This window comes from Paenarthrobacter sp. GQ52, from assembly GCF_059759005.1.
In genome coordinates this window covers 14,745-37,765 of record NZ_JCAXEJ010000011.1, presented here as the reverse complement: position 1 = coordinate 37,765, position 23,021 = coordinate 14,745, and the positions used below count along the sequence as shown (strand labels likewise).

General features: G+C 61.7%; 20 protein-coding genes. 5 read left to right on the top strand and 15 right to left on the bottom strand.

Features of this window, described 5'->3' with window-relative positions; genetic code table 11:
- Positions 1–41: 41 nt before the first annotated feature.
- From uidB to AC6CH8_RS14680, 12 genes are all read right to left on the bottom strand, one after another.
- Positions 42–1,454, bottom strand: coding sequence for a glucuronide transporter (gene uidB / locus AC6CH8_RS14735; RefSeq protein WP_498191307.1), 1,413 nt, complete (start codon positions 1,452–1,454; stop codon positions 42–44).
- A 318-nt stretch (positions 1,455–1,772) separates the two neighbouring features.
- The gene (locus tag AC6CH8_RS14730; RefSeq protein ID WP_498191306.1) at positions 1,773–3,149 is read right to left on the bottom strand and encodes a mannitol dehydrogenase family protein; all 1,377 of its coding nucleotides are present in this window, start codon (positions 3,147–3,149) and stop codon (positions 1,773–1,775) included.
- Complete coding sequence (gene uxaC, locus AC6CH8_RS14725; protein ID WP_498191305.1) at positions 3,146–4,552, bottom strand: glucuronate isomerase; 1,407 nt, start codon at positions 4,550–4,552, stop codon at positions 3,146–3,148. The genes AC6CH8_RS14730 and uxaC overlap by 4 nt, the downstream gene beginning before the upstream one ends.
- Before the next feature lie 92 nt (positions 4,553–4,644).
- Positions 4,645–5,691, bottom strand: coding sequence for a LacI family DNA-binding transcriptional regulator (locus tag AC6CH8_RS14720; RefSeq protein ID WP_370629200.1), 1,047 nt, complete (start codon positions 5,689–5,691; stop codon positions 4,645–4,647).
- 75 nt (positions 5,692–5,766) lie between these two features.
- Positions 5,767–6,933 (bottom strand): Gfo/Idh/MocA family protein, encoded by a 1,167-nt coding sequence (locus AC6CH8_RS14715; protein WP_091465022.1) that lies wholly within the window; start codon positions 6,931–6,933, stop codon positions 5,767–5,769.
- Positions 6,934–6,957: 24 nt separating this feature from the next.
- Complete coding sequence (locus tag AC6CH8_RS14710; protein WP_498191304.1) at positions 6,958–7,818, bottom strand: sugar phosphate isomerase/epimerase family protein; 861 nt, start codon at positions 7,816–7,818, stop codon at positions 6,958–6,960.
- Between the two features lie 62 nt (positions 7,819–7,880).
- Positions 7,881–8,768, bottom strand: a complete 888-nt coding sequence (locus AC6CH8_RS14705) for an ATP-binding cassette domain-containing protein (protein WP_498191303.1) — start codon at positions 8,766–8,768, stop codon at positions 7,881–7,883.
- On the bottom strand, positions 8,765–10,663 hold the full coding sequence (locus AC6CH8_RS14700; RefSeq protein WP_498191302.1) for a dipeptide/oligopeptide/nickel ABC transporter permease/ATP-binding protein: 1,899 nt from the start codon (positions 10,661–10,663) through the stop codon (positions 8,765–8,767). Before AC6CH8_RS14700 ends, AC6CH8_RS14705 begins: the two co-directional genes overlap by 4 nt.
- Entirely contained in the window at positions 10,660–11,601 is a 942-nt protein-coding gene (locus AC6CH8_RS14695) for an ABC transporter permease (protein WP_498191301.1), read from the bottom strand. The genes AC6CH8_RS14700 and AC6CH8_RS14695 overlap by 4 nt, the downstream gene beginning before the upstream one ends.
- A gap of 6 nt (positions 11,602–11,607) precedes the next feature.
- On the bottom strand, positions 11,608–13,149 hold the full coding sequence (locus tag AC6CH8_RS14690) for an ABC transporter substrate-binding protein (protein ID WP_498191300.1): 1,542 nt from the start codon (positions 13,147–13,149) through the stop codon (positions 11,608–11,610).
- A gap of 169 nt (positions 13,150–13,318) precedes the next feature.
- Positions 13,319–14,326: a Gfo/Idh/MocA family protein gene (locus AC6CH8_RS14685; RefSeq protein ID WP_498191299.1), complete on the bottom strand. Its 1,008-nt coding sequence runs from the start codon at positions 14,324–14,326 to the stop codon at positions 13,319–13,321.
- Positions 14,327–14,372: 46 nt separating this feature from the next.
- On the bottom strand, positions 14,373–15,218 hold the full coding sequence (locus tag AC6CH8_RS14680; RefSeq protein ID WP_498191298.1) for a sugar phosphate isomerase/epimerase family protein: 846 nt from the start codon (positions 15,216–15,218) through the stop codon (positions 14,373–14,375).
- Between the two features lie 200 nt (positions 15,219–15,418).
- Here AC6CH8_RS14680 and AC6CH8_RS14675 point away from each other — a divergent pair, with 200 nt between their 5' ends.
- From AC6CH8_RS14675 to AC6CH8_RS14655, 5 genes are all read left to right on the top strand, one after another.
- Positions 15,419–16,438, top strand: coding sequence for a LacI family DNA-binding transcriptional regulator (locus AC6CH8_RS14675; RefSeq protein WP_498191297.1), 1,020 nt, complete (start codon positions 15,419–15,421; stop codon positions 16,436–16,438).
- Between the two features lie 65 nt (positions 16,439–16,503).
- Positions 16,504–17,325 (top strand): NAD(+) synthase, encoded by an 822-nt coding sequence (gene nadE, locus AC6CH8_RS14670; protein WP_091465013.1) that lies wholly within the window; start codon positions 16,504–16,506, stop codon positions 17,323–17,325.
- A gap of 289 nt (positions 17,326–17,614) precedes the next feature.
- Positions 17,615–18,253, top strand: a complete 639-nt coding sequence (locus tag AC6CH8_RS14665; protein ID WP_476113129.1) for a PadR family transcriptional regulator — start codon at positions 17,615–17,617, stop codon at positions 18,251–18,253.
- A 77-nt stretch (positions 18,254–18,330) separates the two neighbouring features.
- Positions 18,331–19,089 carry a MerR family transcriptional regulator gene (locus AC6CH8_RS14660; RefSeq protein WP_498191296.1) on the top strand — a complete coding sequence of 253 codons (759 nt, stop codon included), beginning with the start codon at positions 18,331–18,333 and terminating at the stop codon, positions 19,087–19,089.
- 44 nt (positions 19,090–19,133) lie between these two features.
- A complete protein-coding gene (locus tag AC6CH8_RS14655; RefSeq protein ID WP_498191295.1) occupies positions 19,134–19,724 on the top strand; it encodes a TetR/AcrR family transcriptional regulator in 591 nt (196 codons plus the stop codon).
- A gap of 32 nt (positions 19,725–19,756) precedes the next feature.
- Here AC6CH8_RS14655 and AC6CH8_RS14650 read toward each other — a convergent pair whose 3' ends face one another.
- The 3 genes from AC6CH8_RS14650 to AC6CH8_RS14640 form a co-directional block, all read right to left on the bottom strand.
- Complete coding sequence (locus AC6CH8_RS14650; RefSeq protein WP_498191294.1) at positions 19,757–21,535, bottom strand: sigma-70 family RNA polymerase sigma factor; 1,779 nt, start codon at positions 21,533–21,535, stop codon at positions 19,757–19,759.
- A 243-nt stretch (positions 21,536–21,778) separates the two neighbouring features.
- Positions 21,779–21,997 carry a hypothetical protein gene (locus AC6CH8_RS14645; protein ID WP_420179964.1) on the bottom strand — a complete coding sequence of 73 codons (219 nt, stop codon included), beginning with the start codon at positions 21,995–21,997 and terminating at the stop codon, positions 21,779–21,781.
- Positions 21,994–22,911 (bottom strand): class C sortase, encoded by a 918-nt coding sequence (locus AC6CH8_RS14640; protein ID WP_429331161.1) that lies wholly within the window; start codon positions 22,909–22,911, stop codon positions 21,994–21,996. The genes AC6CH8_RS14645 and AC6CH8_RS14640 overlap by 4 nt, the downstream gene beginning before the upstream one ends.
- Between the last annotated feature and the right edge of the window lie 110 nt (positions 22,912–23,021).

Below are 23,021 nucleotides of genomic sequence, written 5' to 3'. Positions count from 1 at the left end.
ATCAACTGGCAACCGGTTGCCGAGTTCATTCTTGAATATTTCTACATGCCCGGCGCCTTGACGTTTGCTGCATGGCTGGCAGCAGCTTCTTCCTGAGCTTTCCCGGCGTCGCCCTGCACGACGCCCGCAGAACGGCGTGCGCGGATCTCCCCAACAATTTGTGCGTGAAGTGCGTCTGTGAGTTTGTATTTGCTCATCACCACGATCGCCAGGATGGTCATGATGGCCGGCAGTGCCCCGGCGGCGAACTGAATTCCCTGCAGCGCTTCGGCGCTCTGCGCAACCCCCGACTTGTATCCCCCGGCCGCGAGGCAATAGGCAGCGAGGGCGCCGCCTACAGCCTGGCCGGTCTTACGCGTGAAGGAGAAGAGTGCGTAGGTGATTCCCTCGGTCCGGACGCCGGTCTTCCACTCGCCATATTCCACGGTGTCTGCCTCCAAGGCCCACACCACGATATTCACGGCCATGACACCCATCAGACTGACTACCAGCCCGGAGAACCCCACCCAGACCATGGATGACGGTGATAGGAAAACAATGATCCCGCCCACCATAGAGAGCGCCCCGGCGGCAATGTACACGTTCTTTTTGCCCAGCTTACGAACCAGCCGCGGCATCAAAGGTGCCAGGGCCAGGGTCATGACCAGCTGGACTATGGCCAGGACCGGGTAGAGATCCAAGCGGCCCAGGACGTCGCGCAAGTAGTAGAGCTGAACGGAGGACAAGGCCATATAGCCGGTCAGAAAGAGGAAGGAACTCAGGCAAAGCATGAGCAGCGGCCGGTTGGTCTTCAGAGTGTCCATGCTCTGCTTGAAGGAAACACTGGGGACTGTCCGGTGAACGCGTTCCTTGGCGGTGAGGACAGTGAAGAAGTAGAGCGCCGCTCCGATCACCACAAAGACGAGCGTGATAGTGGTGAATGTGGACTGGAGGTCAGCACCCGGCTTGATCAGTGGAGCAACAAAGATGCCCAGGGCGGAACCCACCAACAGTGCACCCACCGTGCGGGCAGAGCCCAGCTTGGCACGGTCACCGGGGTCCTGCGTCATGGCCCCGGCCAGTGAACCGTAAGGGATGTTGACCAGGGAATACGCCAACCCCAGGGCGGCGTAACTCACGTAGGCGTAGAGCAAGGTGCCCGTCTCGCCCAGTTGCGGCACGGAGAACGTGGCCACACTGAGGAGTAGCAGCGGAATGGACCCGAACATGATGAACGGACGGAACTTCCCAAAGCGCTTGCTGTAGGAGCGGTCAACCATGCGTCCAGCGAAGACATCCGCGAAGGCGTCGAAGATCCTCACCACCAGGAGCAAGGTGCCTGCGGCGGCCGCTGAGATTCCCGCGACGTCCGTGTAGTAGACCAGGAGGAACATGGTGGCGGTGGTGAAGGCCAGGTTATTGGCCGCGTCGCCCGCACCGTAACCGGCGATGCTGAGTTTGCTGAGCTTTTTCAATGCGGGCTCCTTTACCCTTCGCGTCATTGCGGTCCGACTCGACTCGACTGCGGATGGGAACTCACGGAATCGGGAATCGGTTGTGCAGCTGTTGTAATTCTAGTCACTTTGGCAAGCGCTTGGCAATCGGTTGCCGAATATTTCCTTGAATGTTCCACCAATCGGGGGGCGTTGTGTGGCCCGCTCTGCGCCCTAAGATCACGCCAATGCGCGCAGAGCGGGCCTCACAACGTGAAGACGGGCGGAGTTAAAGCAAAACGGCCCAGAATATCGAGGAGGATCGACAGCCTGGGCCGTTCAAGAAGTCGTGCAAAGTTCCTAGGCAGCAGTACCCGACGCCGTCGCACGAGCAGGCACCTCTGCGCGTTCAAAGCCCGCGCTGAGGTCTTCGACGAGTTTCACGATGGCGGGGTCCAGTGCGAGTTCAGCATCCAGCAACGCCAAGAGAGAAGCGATGCGCTCGCCGCCGGCCAGGTTGTTGGCTTCCGCTACGGCATCCGACTGCGGATCTTGCAGCCCCGGATTCGCCCCCACGAAAGAGGCCCACACAGCAATCATCCGGGCTGCGCCCTCGCCGCTCCGGCCCGCCTCACGCTCAGCCCGGAGCACGGGGATGGCCCGCATCCGTAGCTTGGTGCTGGCATCCATCGCGATTTGGGCGAGGTGGTGGGCGATCCGTGAATTGCCAAAGCGATCCAGCAAGGCCGCCCTGTACTCGGGAATGCCCAACCCGTCGCCGTCAAGGTGGCGGGATGCTTCATCCCAGAACTCCTCCACAGCTTGCAAGCACACAGGATCGGCCAGGGCCTCGGCAACAGTCGTGTGCCCGCGCAGCTGGCCGGCGTAGGCCAGGATGGAGTGCGCGCCGTTGAGGAGCCACAGTTTGCGGTTTTCGTACGGCTCAATGTGGTCCACGAATACCGCACCAGCGTCCTCCCAGCGGGGGCGCCCGGCGGGGAAGTCACCGCTGAGTACCCAGTTGCGGAAGGGCTCGGCGACGACGGGTGCTTCATCCCGGTAGCGGCACCGTTCACTGACCAAGGCAACGTCTTCAGGGGTGGTGCGCGGTGTGATCCTGTCCACTGATGTGCTGACGAAGCTGACGCTGGAGTCAATCCAGTCCGCCAGCCCGGCGTCGACTCCCCGGGCGAGGTCTACCACGGCCCTGTGCGCCACATTGCCGTTATCCGAGAGGTTGTCGCAGGAAACAACGGCGAGGGATCCGGCGTCGGCGTCCCTGCGCGCGGCGAGGCCAAGGACCAATCGGCCCAACGGCGTCGTGGGCTTTTCGCCGGCACGCAGCAGCGTTACATCGTCCGCGGCAAACCCGTACGCGGCTTCGGTGATAGTTAGCGTGACCACAGCGGTTTGGGAGGCCGCCACCAGCTCCACTAAGCGGTCCACGTTGGCGCCATCCACGGCTTCAACAATGCTGCCTACAACCTCGAACGTATCGCCGGAATCCGAGCGTTCCACTACTGTGAACAGTCCATCCTGGGCGGCCAGGACCTCGGCGGCGTCCGGGCGACGACCGGTGAATGAGGCGATGCCCCACTCCCCCGCGTCGCCGGCGTGCTGCGTGTACCAGGCCTGATGTGAGCGGTGGAAAGCTCCTAGGCCCAGGTGCACGATGCGCACTGGAGCCCTGCGGTCCGGCGCGACGTCGCGGTTTAGCCGCGGAAGTTCGGCGGTCATAGCTTGAACACCCTACGGGGCGAGGAGTCGACGACGTCGAGAATCAGCTCATGCGCGCGGTCTTCAGAGACGCGGTGCTCGGCTACAAGACGCGCAAGGAAGGACGCTTCGATCCTGCGGGAGGCGTCGTGCCGTGCGGGAATGGAGCAGAACGCGCGGGTGTCATCGATGAAGCCGGAGGACCGCGAGAAGCCGGCGGTTTCGGTAACTGCCGAGCGGAAGCGCAACATGGCATCCGGGGCATCGAGGAACCACCAAGGCGCGCCGATGTAGACGGACGGGTAGAAACCTGCCAACGGCGCTAGTTCACGGGAGAAAACCGTCTCATCAAGCGTGAAGAGCACCAGGTGGAAATCCTTGGCCGTGCCGAAGTCTTGCAGCAACGGACGGATGGCCTCGGTGTAGTTCACGGCGAACGGAATGTCGTGACCGGTGTCGGCGCCAAACTCAGTGAACGTAGGCTCGTGGTGGTTCCGGTAGGAGCCCGGGTGGATGGTCATGACCAGTCCATCGGCCACGGACATGCGGGCCATCTGGTACATCATGTGGGCCTCGAAGGCATCACGGTCAGCAGCCGTTGCCTTGCCGACGCGCGCCCTTTCAAAGAGTGCTTCGGCTTCCCCGGTTTCCAGCTTGAGCGTGGCAGGCGTGCGGACGCCATGGTCCGCGGATACCGCGCCATGCTCCACAAAATAGCGACGGCGGTTTTCCAGGGCCGCGATGTAGCCGGCGTAGCCGGTTGCGCCGTCGCCCGCGGTCGCGATCAGTCTGTCCACGTTGGCGCTCCAGTTGGGATGCGCCACATTCAGGTAAGCATCCGGGCGGAAGGTGGGGAGCACGCGGCCGTTGAAGCTGGGGTCATCGGTGAGGGCCTTGTGGCTGGCAAGGCTGTCCAGGGGATCATCCGTGGTGGCCAGGACCTCGATGTTGAAGTCCTTGAAAAGCTGCCGGGGGCGGAAGTCCGGCTCTACCAGCTTCGCGGCGATCGCGTCATAGCTGGCATCGGACGGCATCTCACCGAGATCTCCGCCGAGCTTGAACACATCGTTGAACTGGGTGCGCAGCCAGTACCCGGAGGCTGTGCCTTCGAACAGCGGCCAGGCTTCGACGAACTGTCGCCAGATCTCCCGGGACTCCGGTGCGGACGTCGCGCCTGTCAGCAACTGATCCATCGGAACGCCGTTGGCGTGAATCAGGCGGGTGACGTAGTGGTCCGGACTGACCAGGAGTGCTGCGGGGTCGGGGAACGGCGTGTCCTGTTCGATGACAGCGGCGTCAACGTGGCCGTGGGGAGAAATGATGGGCAGGTCCTGGACGCGCTCCAGCAAGGACCGCGCGATGCTGCGCGTGCCGGGATCTGCGGGCAGGAGCCTGTCTGGGTGTGCGGCAATGGACTGTGACATAGCTCAATCTTGCGTTCCGGTTCCGCATTTTGTCAACCGGTTGCCAAATATTGCCACCCTGTTGCATCTCGCGATGCGGCGGGATGCTGAGGTCAGGCCAGGAGTCGTCCGCTGGACCCTCGCACCACGAGTTCCGTTTCCACCCGGACGGCTTGGCTTGGGGCCTCATGACCCTGCAACATATCCAGGAGGATGGTCACGGCCCGGGTGCCGCACTCCCCCAACGGTGAGCGCACCGTGGTCAACGCGGGAGTGGTGAAATCGGCACCGAAAATGTCGTCAAAGCCCACGATGCTGATCTGGTCCGGGACACGCATTCCCCCGGCCTGCAGCTCCTGCATCAAGCCGATGGCCAGGAGGTCGTTGTAGGTGATCACCGCCGTCGCCCCGCTTTCCAACACGTCGCGGGCTACCTGCCGGCCGCCGTCGACAGTTGGTTTGGACGACTCAAGGCGCACCGCGCTGAGCTTGGACCACTCCGCAGCGGCTTTGACGCCCTCCCAGCGGCGGCCCGTCATCCACGACTGGGCCGGTCCCGCAACATACGCGAGCTTTTGGTGGCCATTGGCGGCCAGGCTGCGCACGGCTTCGCTGATGCCCTTATTGACGTCCGGGACAACGCACGGAACGCCGGTGATTTCACGGTTGATGACGGCCACGGGCTTGTCCGAAGCCAAGGCACGGATCTGGTCATCGTCCATCCGGGGGCTGGCCAGGATGAGGCCATCCACGGTGCTCAGCAGGCGTCGGGCGGCGGTTACTTCGGTTTCCGGCGACTCGGCGGACTCGGCCAGAACCAGCGTGTAGTCGCGGGCGGATCCGGTGGTTTCCGCGCCGCGGATGATGTCAAAGAACGTGGGGTTGGTGATGTCCGCGACGATCAACCCGATGGTCTGGGTGCGGCCGGTGGGGAGGGCACGGGCGAACGGGTTCACCTGATAGTTCAGCTCTGCCGCGGCGTCCTCGATGATCTTCTGCGTCTTGGCGCTCACACGGCCCGGCTTGCTCAGGGCACGGGACACAGTGGAGGGATTCACGCCCGCCAGCTTGGCGATGTCGTAAATCGTGGCAGAGGACTTCTCCCCCCGTCCACGTTTGGTGGGGGCGGTTGCTGCTCCGGTGCTCGTCAGGTCAGTCACCGCTCCATCGTAGACCGCTTGGCAACAAAACAGGCCGGTTGCCATCCATTGATCACGGCAACCGGCCCACTCTGCTTAGGAACGCTCGGGGAACTTACCCTCTTCAGCAATGCGCTTGTTGAGCTCCTGCAGGAATTCATCCTCATCAAAGTCCAGCGAAACTTCCTTGCCGGTCCAGCTGGAGAGGTGGATGGCGTTGGCAAGTCGGACTCCATTAATCCCGTCCGAGCCCGGAGCAAGCAGAGGCGTACCGTCCAGGATGTTGGCTGCAAAATTCTCCAGGACGCCCGCGTGCTGGCCGCCCCACGCAGACTCGAATTCGATGACCTCGCTGCTGTACAGCTCCTCGCGGTTCAATTGGCCCATGAAGAGCTTGCGGACACCGTCCATGTCCATCGAGTCACTGATTTCACGCTCCGGCCTGACCAGCCGGGTGACGGTGGCAACCTTGCTGTCCTCCACCACGATCTTGCCCTGGTCGCCCAGTATTTCGAACCTGTCGGTTCCAACAATGTCGTGGGTAGCCGTTACGAAAACGCCCGTGGCGCCGTCGCCGTAATCCACCACAGCCGTAACTTCATCCTCGACGGCGATGTCGCGGCGGAAGCCGTACGCCACCTTGGAGTACACGGACTGGGGGACGCCGCAGATCCACTGCCACAGGTCCAGCTGGTGCGGCGCCTGGTTGACCAGGACGCCACCGCCCTCGCCGCCCCAGGTAGCGCGCCACTCACTCGAGTTGTAGTAACCCTGCGGACGCCACCAGTTGGTGATGATCCAGTTGGAGCGTCGGATCTTGCCGATCTCGCCGCTATCGACGATTTCCTTGAGCTTCTTGTACAGCGGGTTGTTGCGCTGGTTGAACATGATGCCGAAGGAAAGTTCCGGCTTGGAGGCAGCGAACTCGTTCAATTCCTTGACCTGCTTGGTGTAGACGCCGGCAGGCTTCTCCACGAGGGCGTGGATGTTGCGTTTGAGTGTTTCGATGCCCATCTCCGGGTGCAGGAAGTGCGGCACGCAGGTGACAATCGCGTCTACGGATCCGCTCTCCAGAAGGGTGATGTAGTCGTCGTAGAACGGGACATCCGGATACTGCGAGGCTGCGAGTTCCTTCTTGGCAGGATCAACATCGCAGATAGCGCCGATCTCCATGTTGGGAACCAGGCCGTCGGTAATGAACTTGGCGTAGGCGCCGCCTTGCTGGCCCAGGCCTATGATGCCGAGGCGTACTTTCTTGCTCATGAATGCAGTCTCCTGTGTAGAAATCTAGAAAAGGTCGGCGTGGCCCATGGCCACCAGGTTGTCGTATGAGGTCTGGAGTGCATCCCAGACGGTCCGTCCATACAGTTCGTCCTGCTCCACCAAGAGGTACCGGGCACCAGCAGCCAGGGCGGCAGGAATGATGGACGGGAAGTCCAGGTTGCCCTCGCCCACTTCGGCGAACTGGACCACGTTGCGGAATTCAGCCATGAATCCAGGGAAGTCGCCCTTCTCCAGGAGCCCGAATGACGCTTCCGGCATCTGACCGATCCTGTAGTCCTTGAGGTGCACCATGGCGGTATTGCCGGCGTACTTTTCGAGGGTCCGTACGGGATCGAGGCCGCCGCGCTGCACCCAGTGGACGTCAATCTCCATGCCCATGGCCGGCGAGTTTTCAGCAATGATGTCCAGCATGTATTTGCCATCGAACTTTGCAAACTCAATGTGGTGGTTGTGGTAGTAAAGGCTGATGCCGTGTTCCTGCAGACGCTCCGCATAACCGTTGGCTTGTTTGGCGAATTCAACCACCGAATCCAGCGACTTCATTGCCCCGAACGGGAGCATGCCGATGCGCAGCAACGAGGTATCCAGCCGCTTGGCGTCGTCCACGATCTTGTCGAAGTTGTCCGCCAGTGATTCCACGGGCATGCCTTTGCGGCCTTCAATATTGACGGAAAGCGCAGCGATGTCCATTCCAAGCTCCGTGCGGGAGCGGTCCAGTTCGTCCACATTCTCCGGAGTCATGGGAATCTGGGATATTTCGACGGCGTTGTAGCCGATCGCACTGACCTTGCGGAGCGTTTCGAACGCTCCCACATCAGCAAAACTGTCCTTCAGCATCATGGCTTGGACGCCTATTGTGGCCACTTTTTCCTCCGGGGTTTCCGGGCCCTTCCGGACCCTGGATGTGTGATGGGATGCCGCGCTGTTCAGGCCACGGCACCTTGCTGTTCTATTTGGCTGTGTTGATTAGCGAGCAAGCGGTGGCGGTCTGCCCGGCGTTGTTCCTGCCGGTCAGGATCAGGCACTGGCGAGGCAAGCAGCAGCCGCTGGGTGTAGGGGTGTTCGGGATCGCGGGTGACCACCTCGGCGGGGCCTTGTTCCACAATTTCTCCGTGGTACATGACTGCGACGCGGTGGCTGATGTGCCGCACGACGTCGAGGTCGTGGGACACGAACAGGTAGGAGACTCCGGTGTCCCTCTGGATCTGCAGGAAGAGGTCCAGCACGCGGGCCTGGGTGGAGAGGTCAAGTGCGCTGACGGGCTCGTCGCAGACGATCAGTTTGGGCGACAGCGCAAGAGCCCGGGCGATCGCAACACGCTGGCGCTGGCCGCCACTGAACTCACGTGGCAGCCGGTGAATTGCGTCGGTTGGCAGCCCCACTTGGTCCAACAGTTCCTTGACGCGTTTCTTGGCGGCAGCGGGCTCCATGCCCTGCACGCCCAAGGGTTCAGCGAGGATGTCGCCGATCTCCAACGCCGGGTTCAGCGAGGTGTAGGGGTCTTGGAACACCACTTGGAGGTCCCGGCTCAGCGTCCGGCGTTCCTTGCGCGAAGCGTTGCTGATGTCATTACCTTCAAAGATCACCTTGCCCGCGGTGACCGGTGCGAGGCCCAGGACGGCACGGCCAAGGGTGGTCTTGCCCGAGCCGGACTCCCCCACCAGACCAAGGGTTTCGCCTTGGCCGATGGTGATGTTGATGTCCGTCAGCGCCCGGAAAGGCTTGGCCCGGAACCTCTTGCTGGGATACTCCACCACCAGGTTCTCCACCGACAACAGCGGCGCTCCCTGCGATGAATCAAAAGGGATACTCATGCCACCGGCTCCTTCTGTGCGGCTGATCCGGACTGTGCGGCTGATCCAGGCTTGGACACAAGCATGGTCATGGGGGTCTTTCCTTCGAGCATGGACCCCAGCAGGGTCTGCGTGTAAGGCTCTTTCGGGTTGCGGAGAATCTCGCGGACGGTGCCTTCTTCCACAAGCCGCCCGTTCTGCATCACAGCGACGCGGTCGCACAGATCGGCGACAACGCCGAAGTTGTGGGTCACCAGGATCACGCCGATGTTCAGCCGTTGCTGCAGCTCGCGCAGCAGGTCCAGGACGTCGGCCTGCACAGTGACGTCCAGGGCGGTGGTGGGTTCGTCAGCGATCACCAGATCCGGTTCGCAACTGATGGCACCGGCGATGAGCACACGCTGGGCCATGCCGCCGGATACCTCGTGCGGGTAGGCCTCGAAGGTCCGTTCCGGGTTGGCAATGCCGACGTCGGTGAGCAGCTTGAGCGCACGCTGGCGGGCTTCTGCTTTGGAGATTCCCAGGACACGGACCATGGGCGTGACCAACTGGTACCCGATGGTGAAGGCCGGGTCCAGGTTGCTCATGGGTTCCTGCGGAATGTAGGAGATCCTCTTGCCACGCAGCTTGGACAACCGTTCCTGGCTGACGCGGTCCTCGCCCGGGGCAACGGTGTAGTTGCCGTCGAACTGGATGGAACCGCCCACAATCCGTGCGTTGTCCGGCAGCAGGCCCAGGATGGAGAACGCAGTCTGGGACTTGCCCGAACCCGATTCGCCAACGATTCCCAGGATTTCGCCACGGTCCACGTGGAAGGAGACATCGTCCACGACCTTTTTGATGGAGCCGTCCGCCTGCGGATAGCCGACGCCGAGGTTGGTCACCTTGACCAGGTGGTGTTCGGTTCCGGCATCGACGGCGGCCACTGACTTCCGTGACTGGCGCGCCTTGGCGGGGTCCGCCGTCGTGCTTTCCACAACAGCGACTTTCTTGCGGTGCTTGATCTTTTCGCCGTCTTCCAAAGCGTCGCGGATGGCGTTGCCCAGGAGAACCAGTCCGCCGATGGTGAGAGCCATGGCCAGTGCGGGCCACAGAAGCAGAGTCGGGGTGAGATAGACGTTCTTGAAGCCCTCCGAGAGCATGACGCCCCAGGTTGCCTTGGTGGGATCGCCCAGGCCCAGGAACTCAAGCCCGGACTGGATTGCGATGGCAACACCGGCGATTGCGGCGGTTTGGATGATGATGGGTGCGCGGACCACGGAGAAGATGTGGCGGGCGATGATGCTGAGGTCGGACAGGCCGGAGACACGTGCGGCATCGACGTAGAGCTCGTTCCTGACCGACTGCACTGCAGTGCGGGTGAGTCGGAAATAGGAAGGACTGATCAGGATGCCGAAGGCAATCATCGAGATCCACACCGACGGGCCGAAAGCCGCGCGGATGGTGAGCAGGACGATCAGGCCGGGCAGGCTCATGAGGATGCTGACTACCCAGTTGGAGACGGCCTCAAATTTACCCGCGTAATACCCGGCGATCAGGCCGGCCGGGAGTCCGATGGCAATGGCCACACCGGCACAAAGCAATGCGGACAACAAGGTCAGCTGAGCGCCGAACAGCAAACGGCTCCAGGTATCGCGTCCTGCGCTGTCCGTACCCAGGATGTTGACTGAATCCGGGGCGGCCAGAGTCTTGGAAATGTTGGCGAAGTTCTCTTCGAAGGGCGCGATCACCGGCGCCAGGATGGCCAGCGCAGCGATGGTCAGGAGGATCACCAGCGAGGCGATGCCCATGGGGTTCTTCAGGAGGCGGCGCAGGACGGTGGAACGGACCACCGTGCCGCTCTGGCCGGCCTCGGGCTTCGCTGCGAGGCCCATGGAGTCTGCTGATACTGCTGCTGAATCTACGGAATCGCTCATGACACACGTACTTTCGGGTTGAGCCAGCCATTGAGAATGTCCACCAGGAGGTTCACGACGATGACCACCACCACGGTGTACATCACCACTCCCATGACGACGGGAAGATCGGTTTGGGTGGTAGCGGCAACGGCCAGCGGACCCATTCCTGGCAGGGCGAAGATCTGCTCGATGATGACCACGCCGCCCAGCATGCCGATCAGTTGCAGGCTCAAAACGGTCAAGCCTGCAGGCGCCGCACTGCGGAGCACGTGCTTGAAGAGAATTTCACGCTCCCCGATGCCGCGGCTGCGCAGCGTCCTGACGTAGTCCCGCTCAAGTTGTTTGATCACGGCGGAGCGGATTTGCTGAGCGCCACCGGTGACACCGTTGATCAGCAAAGCGATCACCGGAAGCGTCATGGAATAAACCCAGGCCTCCGGCCCCACTCCCGGAGAGATGGTGCTGGTGGCAGGGAAGAAGCCGAGCTGGATGGCCAGGATGGTTACCAGGAACACGCCGATCACGTACCCCGGGATGGAATCGCCGATGATGGCGCCCACTTGGACCACCCTGTCCACCCAGCCGCGCTTGACGGCTGCGGCAACACCGATCAGTGCTGCACAGATGGCGATCAGGATCATTGCGGTGAAAACCATGGTCATGGTCACCGGGATGCGGGTCGCCAGGGAGTTGGCCACCGGCTCCGACGTGAACCAGGAGGCTCCAAGGTTGCCGGTCAGGGCATCGCCCAACCAGGCGAAGTAGCGGACAAAGAGCGGCTGGTCGAGTCCGAGTTCCTGTTCCTTCAGCACAACCTGTTCAGGTGTTGCCTGATCCCCCAGGATGTTCTGGGCGATACTTCCGCTGGAGGTGTACAGCAGCGTGAAGGTGAGGACCGAGACGACGAACAACACCACCAGACCACTGCCCAGTCTTTTCGCAATGAACTTGATCATGGGGTCCTACTTGGCGGGCGAGTAGTTGTAGATGGACGGAACGGCCTGCTGCACCTGCGGCGTGACGTTCACTTTGTCGTTGTGGTAGTACATCTGGTTCACACGGAACAGGGGGGCGAACCAGGCTTGTTCCACTACGTACTTGTTGACTTCCTGGGCCAGCTTGCCGGCATCTGCACCACCGGTGCGCACGGCCGCGATTTTGGCCTCGAGCTCCGGAGTGGTGGTCTTGAACGGGTTGTACAGGGCCTTGGTGGAGACGATCTGGTCGATCGCCACCGTAGGCTCACCCTGGAAAAGGTTGAAGAAGAGCGCGGGGTACTTCTGCGCGGCAACGTCCGAGGTGAAGGTGTTGGTGATGGCTGCACCCGGGTTCAGGGTGATGCCCACATCAGCGAGCTGCTGCTTGAGCACGGAGATCAGGGTTTCCGCGCCGGGAAGGGTGGGAACGTCGATGCTGACCTTGCCCTCGAAGCCGGACTCCTTCAGAAGCTGCTTGGCCTTCCCGGGATCGTAGCTGTAGTAGTTCTCCAGCTCCTCGGTCCAAGCCCCACTGTCCTTGCCGAACGGCTGCGTGGTGGGAGTGCCTTGGCCCAGCATTACCTGGTCAAGGATGGTCTTGCGATCAAAAGCATGGTTGATGGCCTGGCGGACCTTGACGTTGGCCAGAGCCGGGTTCTTGGTGCCATCGCGGTCAAGAAGCAGCAATCCGGACCAGTCCACTTGGTTGGTTTCGAGCTTCATCTTGGCGCCCTCGGCCTGCTTGCCATTCTTGGGATCCAGCAGCGTGGCATCAATCTGGCCGGACACCAAGGCGTTGGTGCGGGCAGTCGGATCGGTAAGGATCTTTAGCGTTAGCTTCTTGAACTTCTGGAGGTCCTTGTTCCAGTATCCCTCGCGGGCAGTGAAGACCGTCTGCGAATCTTTCACGGAGGCTGCCTTGTCCATCACGTAAGGGCCGGAGCCGACAGGCACGGTCTTGATGGCATCAGTGCCGAGTGCTGCCGGGCTTCCCATCAGGCCCGCGGCCTGGCTGAGGAAGTATTCCAGTGCCGGCTCCGCCGCACTGAGGTTGATATCGATGGTGTCGGCGTCCACCACTGCGACGTCGGACACTGACCCCAGCTGGGCCATCTGAGGGCCGTTCGCCTTCTTGAAGTGGTCCATGTTTGCTTTGGCTGCAGCGGCGTCGAACTTGGCGCCGTCACTGAAGGTGACGTCCGTCCGGAGGTCAACAGTGAGCTTGGTGTTGGTGTCGTTGTACTTCCATGCCGTGGCGAGCATCGGGCTGAGTTTGCCGTCCGGTTCGCGAAGGATCAGGGAGTCGTACGCCGCCTGATATGGCTGAAGAGCGTGACCGACGTGCGCCTGTGCCGGATCCCAGGAAGTGATGTCCCGGAGGGTACCGAGCGTCAGCGCAGTGACAGTGGCTCCGCCACCGGCAGTCGAACCGGTTCCGGCTCCGCCGCCCCCGCCGCCACATGCGGTGAGCGCCAGAGAGGCGCTAAGTACGATGGCGGCTGCTGCCGCCTTGGGACCTAACTTCATTGTCGGCTCCTACTGTGTCTTTGCCTGATGCGAGTCAGAGCTTGGGATGTGTGGCGTGCGCCACACTTTTGTGGTTGTGAGATTTACAGTACGGACTTTGCGACGCGTTGGCAACCGATTGTCAAAAGTTTCTTAAATTGTTGCCAAGGGGTTGTTTCGGTCGATGGGCTCAGCCCACTTGGCCAGCAATCTCCGGGTAACTTTGCGCGTAAATATCCTTGATGATGGCCAGGGATTTGCCGGCCTCAGCCGGGCTGATCCAGAACGGTCCGGCGTCGTGCAGTTTGTTGTAGAAATCTGCAATCAGCAGCTCGTGGGAAACCCCCCAATAGGATCTTCCCCCGGTCTCCGCCACCCTCTCGGGGACGACGTCCACCGTGCCGTCGGCATAAGTCACCGTGAGATCACCGCGCAGGCTGAGTGTTGCCTTCTCTGTCACAATGTCCAGGGTGACCGGCGCATTCACCGAGTTGGCCAGTGTTGCAAAAAAGACACTCCGCGCTCCGTTCACGTGCTCGGCAACGAACTCCGCGGTGTCTTCCACCTCGATCACGCCGCCCAGTGCACGGGTGGACGCATGGCCCTCCACCTTGGCGACATCACCCACCAGCCACTGCAGCAGGTCTACCGTGTGGATGGCCTGGTTCATCATGAGGCCGCCGCCGCCCTCCGCCCACGTGCCACGCCATGGGCGGCTGCGGTAGTAGCTGCCGTCGCGGTGCCACATGACGGTTGCCGAAGCGCCGATCACCTGACCCAGCGTGCCGCCGTCGAGCAGTTCATGCATGGCTTGCGACGTTGCGTTGTACCGGTTCTGGAAGCAGACGGCGATTTTCGCCGTGCTCCGCTCCGCAACCTCGATCAGCCGCCGCCCTTCGGCCAGCGTATGGGCCAGTGGCTTCTCCACAATGACGTTCACACCACGCTCAAGGCAGTCAGCGGCAACTGAAGCATGAAGATGGTGGGGCGTACAGATATGTACGACGTCGGGGCGAACCTTTTGGAGCATGTCCAGGTAATCCGCGTACCCCGGTACGCCATGCGCAGCCGCCGTCGCTTCCAACCTCTCAGGATCGGTATCGCAGACCGCCACCAATTCGGCATTGTCCATGGTGGCCAGGGCCGAAAAGTGAATAGTCGAGATGTCGCCGCAACCAATAACTGCTGCTGTAGGCATACCTGCTCCTTTGAAGGTTAATGCTGGGGTTGTTGAACGCCGGCTGTCAGGCCAGGGTGACGCCATTCTTGGCAGCGAGGACCGCAAAGGCGCGGGCCGCGACACCGAAAGCAACCGGGCCCGAATACCCTCCGAGCTCGTGAGCGCTGGCCAAGTGCGGCTCAAGCGAGGCGAAGCCGGTGTAGCCATCAGCAGCAAGGGCGCTAATGGTTGCGTCCAATTCGCCGTCGCCCTCGCCGGAGGGAACCACTTCACCCGTGGTGGCGATTGCATCCTTGACCTGCAAGTACTCAAGGTAGGGACGCAGGATGGCATATCCCTCCGTGTAAGGCTTGACGCCTACCTGGACGAAGTTGGCGTTGTCCCAGGCGACCCGAAGCGCAGGTGAGTCGACCGTCTGCATGATGTCCAGGACGCGATCGGGAGTATCGCCATAGATGCCCTTCTCGTTTTCGTGGAGCAGGATGATGCCTTGCCCTGCAGCTTCTGCCGCCAGTGCTGACATGCGCTCCATGACGGCGTCACGGATGCCCCCCTGGCTCTGGCCTTCTCCTCGATAGAAGGAGAAGATGCGGACGTATTTAGTCTCCAAGGTCTTGGCAACCGAAATAATCCGGCGAAGCCGGGTCACCTCATGCTCGACCGGAAGGCTGACGTCCACCTTGCCAATGGGGCTGGCAACAGCCGAAACCTTGAGGCCCTTCTCGTCCAAAATATCCTTGAGCCGCAGAGCAGCCTCAGGCTCAAGCTCTGAAACGTTGATCCCCCAGGCGCTGCGGACTTCGATGTGGCTCGCGCCGAGGGCCAACAGCACGGCGGCCTGGATGGCGGGATCGGGGTCTACTTCGTCGCCGAAACCGGACAGGCTCCACACGGCACTGGGTTGAGTCACGAAAGTCTCCTAGGTAGTCCTGCAGCGACACACAGTGGCGCGGTGACGCAGTTCACAGGCGGGTCTTATCCCCTCGAGTTTAGCCATCTTGGCACGCTCTTGACAACCGATTGCCATTTCCTGCCATGCTGTGGCATTCTGGTTTAACGGTGTGGCAGTAGTCACAGCCGGATGATTTTGTCGTTCAGAGAGGAACGCCCATGGCGACGCAACCCATGGCAACAGGCCGGCCTGCCACCATCCATGACATCGCGGCGCTGTGTGGCGTGGCAGCATCCACCGTTTCGAGGGCCCTTGCCAATCCGGAGCGCGTCAATATCCACACCCGCGAGCGCATCCAAGCGGCCGCCGTCGAGCTGAACTACACTCCGAACTCGCAAGCGAAAGCGCTGAGCTCCGGCCGGACAGGTGCCGTGGGCGTTCTGGTTCCGGACATCACCAACCCGTTCTACTTCGACCTCATCCGCGGCACGCAGCTGCAGCTCAAGGCCGCCGGTTACACACAGCTGCTCGTGGACACCGAAGAGTCCGACGAAGTGGAGGCCAGCACGCTGGAGCAACTCCGAAAGAGTGCCGACGGCGTGATTGTGGCCGCATCCCGTCTCAACGACGAAGCACTTGCCGCTGCCGCTGCCCGGATGCCGATGGTCACCGTTAACCGCGACGTCGACGGCGTCCCGGCAGTCATCATCGACACCCCCTCAGCCATGCCCCAGGCATTGGACCACCTGATTTCACTGGGCCACACGTCTGTTGCCTACGTTTCCGGACCTGCCGTTTCGCAGTCCAGCGCCCGGCGCTGGACCTCACTGTCAGAAGCCGCCGAGGAACGCGGAGTTGAGGTCCGCCGCATCGGGCCCTTTGCCCCCAAGACCCAGTCCGGGGCAGCTGCTGCAGACGCCGCCGTTCACAGCGGGGTCACTGCGTGCATCGTCTTCAATGACCTCATCGCCATCGGCATGCTGCAGCGACTTCGCGAACGTGGTCTCCGGGTGCCGGAGGACATGAGCATCGTGGGCTGCGACGACATCTTTGGGGCAGACTTCTGCAATCCGCCCCTCACCACCATGAGTTCGCCCATTGAGCAGGCAGGACGCGTGGCAGTGTCCATGTTGCTCGCCCAACTGAATCCACTCGCTGGCGGCGGAAACCGCAGCCGATCCGTCATGCCCACGCACCTCACGGTCCGCGGCTCCACGGGACCGGCCCGCTCAAACTAGCCGTTCCCCGGAATCACGGCGCAATATGGTTGAGCGTCCATAACCATGCTGACTAGTGTTGGACCATGCGCGAACTCCAGGCCAAGATCATTGAAGAAATGGGCGTCCAGCCCCGGATCGATCCTGCGGAGGAGATCCGCAAGCGGGTCGCCTTCCTGAAGGACTACGTCAAGGCGACGGGGACTAAAGGCTTCGTCCTGGGCATCTCCGGCGGGCTCGATTCCACTCTGGCGGGGCGACTGGCCCAGCTGGCGGTTGAGGAGCTTGAAGCGGACGGCGTTGAGGCGAACTTCGTGGCCGTCCGACTCCCCTACGGCATCCAGCACGACGAAGACGACGCCCAGGCCGCCTTGGACTTCATCAAAGCCAAAACCGAGTGGACCTTCAACATCTCCCGGGCCGTCGACGGTTTCGAGGAAGAGTTCGAGAAGACCACCGGCGCGGAAATTTCCGACTTCCACAAGGGCAACACCAAGGCCCGCGCACGCATGATCGCGCAATACGCCCTGGCGGGCGAACACAATTATCTGGTGGTCGGCACCGATCATGGCGCCGAGTCCGTCACAGGCTTCTTCACGAAGTTTGGCGACGGCGGCGCGGACATCCTTCCACTGTTCGGCCTCAACAAGCGCCAGAACCGCGCAATCCTGGCGGAACTTGGAGCCCCCGCCCGCCTCTGGCAGAAGGTGCCCACGGCCGATCTCCTGGACGACAAGCCGGGCCGCACCGATGAAGACGAGCTGGGCATCACCTACGACCAGATTGACGACTACCTCGAAGGCCGCGACGTTGCCGAAGGCGCAGCAGAGCTCATCGAGCAGAAGTACCTCCGCACACGCCACAAGCGCACCGTTCCGGTCACCATCTTCGATACTTGGTGGAAATAACTACGTCCCTTTAGAACGCCCACGACCGACCAACCACGACTGCCAGACCAACCACGACGGCGGGTGCCGGCTTCCCCAAGGAAGTCCGCACCCGCCGTCGTGCTTTAACCGGCCCTCTCTCACATCCCGCGGCCTTCCCGCCGTCGCCCTCTCACATCCCGCGGCCTTCCCGCCGTCGCCCTCTCACATCCCGATCCCAAGGTCTTGACGATGCGATAGTTACCGATATATCGTTAAGTATCGCCGATACTTCTTCGGTGAACCACATAATCGAAAGGACGATGCTGCTATGAAAGGCATCAACGAACACGACAACACTTTCCCCGAGCACGGCCACGGACACCCCGAACACGGACACGGCCGAGGCCGGTTCAACCAAGGCAAGGGCCGGCGCGGCCCGGGCGGACACGGCGGAGGCGGATTTGGCCCGGGCTTCGGTCCTGGCGGCTTTGGCCCGGGTTTCGGGCCGAGGGGCTTCGGTCCCGGCGGATCACGCCGAGCCAATCGCGGCGACGTCCGCGCAGCGATTCTCTCGCTTTTGGCTGAGGCTCCGTCCAACGGTTACGGCCTGATCAAAACGATCGCGGAGAAGACGTCGGGGGCATGGCGTCCCAGCCCCGGCTCCGTCTACCCGACGCTGCAGCAACTGGTGGACGAAGAACTGATCGTCGCCGTCGGCGAGGGTCGGCGTACCGAGTTCACGCTCACTGACGACGGCAAGGCCTACGTCGCCGAGCATGAAGAAGAACTCGCCAATGCCTGGAACACCGAGGCCGATGGAACTGGCGCAGCATTCCACCAAAGCGTCGGCAAGCTCATGGGCGTCATCCACCAATTCCGCGGAGCCGCTACAGACGAACAGCGTCAAGCGGCAATCGAAAAGCTGGACGAAACCCGCCGGGCTCTCTACCTGATCCTGGCTGACTAAGTGCTGGCCAGCATCCCCTTGACCTTGACGTAACGTCAACCTCTACTGTCGAAGGACAAGCACAGGACGGAGGACGTATGGACTGGTCAATTCAGGAAATTGCCAAGATTGCAGGGACCACCAGCCGCACGCTGCGTCACTACGACGACATTGGACTGCTCAAACCAAGCCGGACCGGCCATAACGGCTATCGCTACTATGACGGTCCGGCCCTGGTTCAGCTCCAGCGAATCATCCTGCTCCGGGAACTCGGACTTGGACTACCGGCCATTGCCGCGGTTCTTGACCGCGAGACGGATACCGTCAAAGCGCTGACAAGCCATCTGCAATGGCTTGCCCAGGAGCAGGACAGGCTGACCCGGCAAATCGCCTCCGTTCGGCAGACCATTGACACGATGAAAGGGGATGGAAAGTACATGGCACAGAACATGTTTGATGGCTTTGACCACACTCAGTACAAGGACGAGGTGGAGGAACGCTGGGGCAAAGACGCTTACGCCGCCAGTGATTCCTGGTGGCGCGGAATGAGCGACGAGGAAAAGCAGCAATGGAAAAACCACGTGCAAAAGCTGGGCGCAGACTGGATCTCTGCCGCAGAATCCGGGGTTCCACCGGACAGCGAGATGGCGCAAGACCTGGCGCGGCGCCACGTAGAGTGGCTTCGCGGCATCCCGGGAACTCCCTCCGCCGCTCCCGGCGGAGACGTCAAGGGCTACGTCACGGGCCTCGGGGAAATGTACGTAGCTGACCCTCGATTTGCCGCCAACTATGGCGGAGAAAGAGGCGCAACGTTCGTCAGGGATGCCCTTAGGGTTTACGCGAAAAAGAACCTCTAGACAGTCAGGATGCGCTGATCCGGGTTAGGCAATAGTCTGGCCGAATGGGTACAAGCACCGTAAAGTCCGGCGAACAGGTTGATAGGCAGAAACGCATTCTCGACGCAGCCCTGGAACTGCTGTCCCGCCACGGCATTTCGGGTATCAACATGCGCGCCGTGTCGCGTGAAGCCGGCGTCGCCCTCGGGCTTGTGAACTACTACTACGAAGACAAGTCGAGTCTGATCCGCGCAGTTCTTCACCAGATTGAAGCGCACGACCTCCTGCTGGTGGAGCCCAAAGCTACGTCAACCCCTGACGAGCAACTCCGGGAGTCGCTTCGGCGCGTTGCGGACCCCGGGCTTCTGACCACACCGTACCTGTCCCTCCGCCTCCACTTGTGGGCCCTCGCCCAGGCGGATGAGGAATTTGCACAAATCAATGCCGCGGCCTTTGAGAGATACCTCCAAGGGCTCGCAGCCTTGATCGGCAATGCAATTCCGGGCCTCTCCCCGGATGAATGCAGGGAACGGGCAGCCGACATCGTAGTGGTGCAGAACGGCATGTGGCTCACCACGCTATTGGGCATCGACCAGGCGGCCATCGAGCGCGGCATTGCCCGCACGGAGCAGATCGCCTTCGCCCCTTCGGCGTAACTACCGGGTCCAGCGAGACCTTTGCTAGGTGCTCAGAAGGTGTTGGAGAAGGTGGTTGTGGGCAATCCCGTTCCCATGAATTGGTAGTCGAGGGTGGTCTGGGAGGCCGGGTCTTTTCGAGAGATGCCTTGCGTGAATTGCAGGTTTCCGGGGTCCACGGCTGTGCTCGTGCAGCGGACTTCTTTTGTGCCGTCGTTATGTGCTGTGCAGGACCATCCCGCAGGTTGTATGAGTGTTCCCGGGATCAGGCTTGCCCCGTCGGAAACGGAAAAGATCACTTCAGCGGCTTCGGTGGCAGTTTGACCGGCAATGGTAAAGGTGATTGTCGCCTGGACATCGGCCGCGCCTGAGCCCGCCCCCGTGGTGACGGTGGCCGTGACCTCTGGTGCTATGGGCCTGGTCGGGCTCGGCGTCGGCGTGGGGCTCGGTGTCGGGGTCGGGGCGGGGGTTGGGCTCTGAGTCGGGGCTGGTGTCGGTGTGGGGGCTGGCGTCGGGGTGGTGCTCGGCGTCAGGGGTGTTGGGTCCTTCGTGGTGCCCGCCCCGGGTAGAGACGGCAGGACTTCGAAGGGCTTGGGCACTTCGAAGGGCTTGGGCGGAGCGGCCGTGGGCGGGGCAGGCCAAGCAACCGGACGGCGCGGCGGCGCGGGGAAGCCGGCGGGGCTGCGCTGCACGCCGTTCAGGGCGGGCAGTTCTTCAGGATTTTCGGGAGGGGTTTCCGGCCCGTTGCCCGAAATACTCGAGGGTTGATTCGTCGGTGCGGCCGGGGCCGGATAGGTGCCGGTGAGGGGGGACTTTGTGTTCTGGTTCTCCTGGCTGGAAGTGGATGCCGGCACCTCTCCAGCCTGCGGTGTGCCGGGGTTGTTGGTTCCGGTTCCTGCCAAAGCTATGGTGGCGCCCACAATAATGACCGCCCCGGTCAACCCCGCTGCCCCAACTTTCATCATGGCAGCGATGGACTTCGGAGCAGCCTCGCCGCCGGCACCGGCCCCGGTACCCGCGAGTCCAGCAGTACCCGCGAGTCCAGCGGCACCCGTGATCCCGGGGGCGGCCGAGGTCAGGGCCACTCCCGCAATCAAGGGGAAGATGATGGCCCTCATGGCGGACTGCACGTCATTGAGATCCAGGAGCAGGGCAGTGCATCTCGAACAGGATTCCAGATGGCTCTGGACTTTCTGGTGTGCCCGCCGACTCAGACCATTCCGCGAGTATGCCCCCAACTGGTCCGGATACCCTTCACATTCCTTGGAGGTTGAGTCTTTTATATGGCCCTGCAAATAGGCTTGCCGCAGGCCTTCACGGGCCCGGATGGCCAGCGACGAGACCCCATTCGGGGTGATCCCTAAGACTTCCGATGCCGCGGCGGGTTTCATTCCTTCTATGTCCACGTACCACAGGACTTCCTGCCAGCGCTCGGGCAGGGATTTGAACGCGGCTGCCACCGTGCTGGACTCAAACCCGACAACAGCGGGGTCCTCAGGATCCTCAACCCGGTCCAGCACAAAACTGTCCGAAACCGGCAGGCTACGGGCCGCCATCCGGTTCTGGGCCTGCGCGATCCGCCGCACCGCTGTCAGCAGGTACGCCCTAAAGAAAGTGTCAGGACCCTTGCCACGCATCAGGGCCTGATGAATCGAAACAAACGCCTCCGAAACAATGTCCTCAATATCGGCCCTGTTATCCACCTGCCCCGCCGCGACATACCGCGCCATATCCCGATGGCGGTCAAAAAGACTCGCGAAAGCCCCCTGATCCCCCGACCGAACCCTCAGGACAAGATCAGCATCACTCAGAGTCTCCATCGCCGTTGCCACAGACGTTCCTATCTTCGGGTTACAAGTCGTTCGGCCCACAGCAGCTGTGGTGGACGGTGTTCAAAAACGCATCTTCCGCCAGGTGCTCGAACCAAAGGCCGTCGCAGCGGCAGCAACCTGTTCACGCGACAAATCGATGCAATGCTGCACTTCTTAAGTGTGGCCAGGGGGCAGTTCGTGTCGCGGAAACGGAAAAAATCTTCGGGAAGGCCGGTTCACCTTCCCGGCAACGCCCGCAAACACCTAAGGGTCGTTGGGGAAGAGCAGGATTTCCAGCTCGTGCATGTCCACGAGCCGGCGCTCATTTAGTTGGTCTTCGCGGATCCAGAACAGTCCCGCCTTCGGCATGGTCTGCGTGACGGTACCGCGATGTACAAGGACTCCCTGCGACCAAGCTTCAATGGTGTCCCCTTGCGCCAAATCCACGCATCGGACGATGAGAATCTGTTGGTTGGCCGTCACGGTGTGGTCCTTTCCCGGCGTTGGACTTGAGCTGAATCGCGAGGGCGGGTGACCAGGATGGCAGCCGTTGCCGCACCGATGAGGCCAAGAACCCACCAGGGGAAACCTGGGTCTGAAGCTTGACTAGGCATTGTTTGCGGGCTCTCGGCACTGGGGGCTTCTGTGCGTTCGCCGCGGACGAGCAAGCGATGACTGTTAACGCCGGTGGGTGTACAGGTGATGAGAGTTACATAGTCCTTGCCGGGCACCTTTCGGAGTGCGTCCGTTTGATCCGGCAAGACCGTTTGGATGGAGTCCACTTTGTAGTAGATGGTCTGATCCAGGACGCTGATGCTGAAGGTTTCTCCTTTAGCGACTTTGTGGAGGTTCTCAAAAAGGGTTGCACTGACGAAGCCGGAGTGCGCGCTAAGGACACTATGCGTCCCCTCTCCCCCAACTGGCAGAGCCGAACCGAACAGGTGACCGGCGCCCTTGGACAGCGAGTCTTCGTCGGTGCCATGAAAGATCGGCAGGTCGGAATGGATGGAGGGGATGCTGATGCGGCCCATCATTCCACCGGGCCCCACATCCAGCAGATTCTGGTACGCGTCTGATCCTGCCCCAATGGTGGTCTGTTTGCCCTCGTCATTGAGGGAGTAGGGGTCTCTGAGGGGTCCGGACGGAAGGTCTTGGTTGAACTTCTTTGCCGCGTCAAGGATGGACTTTTTGGCAGAAGGGTTCAAGTTCCCCACAGTGTCAACATAGCCACTGATTTCGGTGGCGTGGACCCGGTCGGAAAACCAGGCAGCCGCTGTTGGGTAGAGCAAAATTCCCACACCCAAGATGGCGATCAGCACTATGAGGATGCGTTGTTTGCTCCACGATCCGATGACTCGGCCGAGGTCGGGTCGGGAGGGGGCTTGGATATGAGTCATCAGGGTCCTGTGGCGGATAGTTGTGTAGTGCTGAAACTTCAAAGTGGGGAAGATCGCCGAAACGATCTTCCCCACTTTGGCTAGATGGGAGTCACTGTTGCGGCTCCCGA

Bases quoted from the DNA above. Each gene is read 5' to 3' on its own strand.
- AC6CH8_RS14730 (WP_498191306.1), bottom strand. From the start codon at position 3,149: ATGACCGCCGAACTTCCGCGGCTAAACCGCGACGTCGCGCCGGACCGC.
- uxaC (WP_498191305.1), bottom strand. From the start codon at position 4,552: ATGTCACAGTCCATTGCCGCACACCCAGACAGGCTCCTGCCCGCAGAT.
- AC6CH8_RS14715 (WP_091465022.1), bottom strand. From the start codon at position 6,933: ATGAGCAAGAAAGTACGCCTCGGCATCATAGGCCTGGGCCAGCAAGGC.
- AC6CH8_RS14705 (WP_498191303.1), bottom strand. From the start codon at position 8,768: ATGAGTATCCCTTTTGATTCATCGCAGGGAGCGCCGCTGTTGTCGGTG.
- AC6CH8_RS14700 (WP_498191302.1), bottom strand. From the start codon at position 10,663: ATGAGCGATTCCGTAGATTCAGCAGCAGTATCAGCAGACTCCATGGGC.
- AC6CH8_RS14695 (WP_498191301.1), bottom strand. From the start codon at position 11,601: ATGATCAAGTTCATTGCGAAAAGACTGGGCAGTGGTCTGGTGGTGTTG.
- AC6CH8_RS14690 (WP_498191300.1), bottom strand. From the start codon at position 13,149: ATGAAGTTAGGTCCCAAGGCGGCAGCAGCCGCCATCGTACTTAGCGCC.
- AC6CH8_RS14685 (WP_498191299.1), bottom strand. From the start codon at position 14,326: ATGCCTACAGCAGCAGTTATTGGTTGCGGCGACATCTCGACTATTCAC.
- AC6CH8_RS14675 (WP_498191297.1), top strand. From the start codon at position 15,419: ATGGCGACGCAACCCATGGCAACAGGCCGGCCTGCCACCATCCATGAC.
- nadE (WP_091465013.1), top strand. From the start codon at position 16,504: ATGCGCGAACTCCAGGCCAAGATCATTGAAGAAATGGGCGTCCAGCCC.
- AC6CH8_RS14665 (WP_476113129.1), top strand. From the start codon at position 17,615: ATGAAAGGCATCAACGAACACGACAACACTTTCCCCGAGCACGGCCAC.
- AC6CH8_RS14660 (WP_498191296.1), top strand. From the start codon at position 18,331: ATGGACTGGTCAATTCAGGAAATTGCCAAGATTGCAGGGACCACCAGC.
- AC6CH8_RS14655 (WP_498191295.1), top strand. From the start codon at position 19,134: ATGGGTACAAGCACCGTAAAGTCCGGCGAACAGGTTGATAGGCAGAAA.
- AC6CH8_RS14640 (WP_429331161.1), bottom strand. From the start codon at position 22,911: ATGACTCATATCCAAGCCCCCTCCCGACCCGACCTCGGCCGAGTCATC.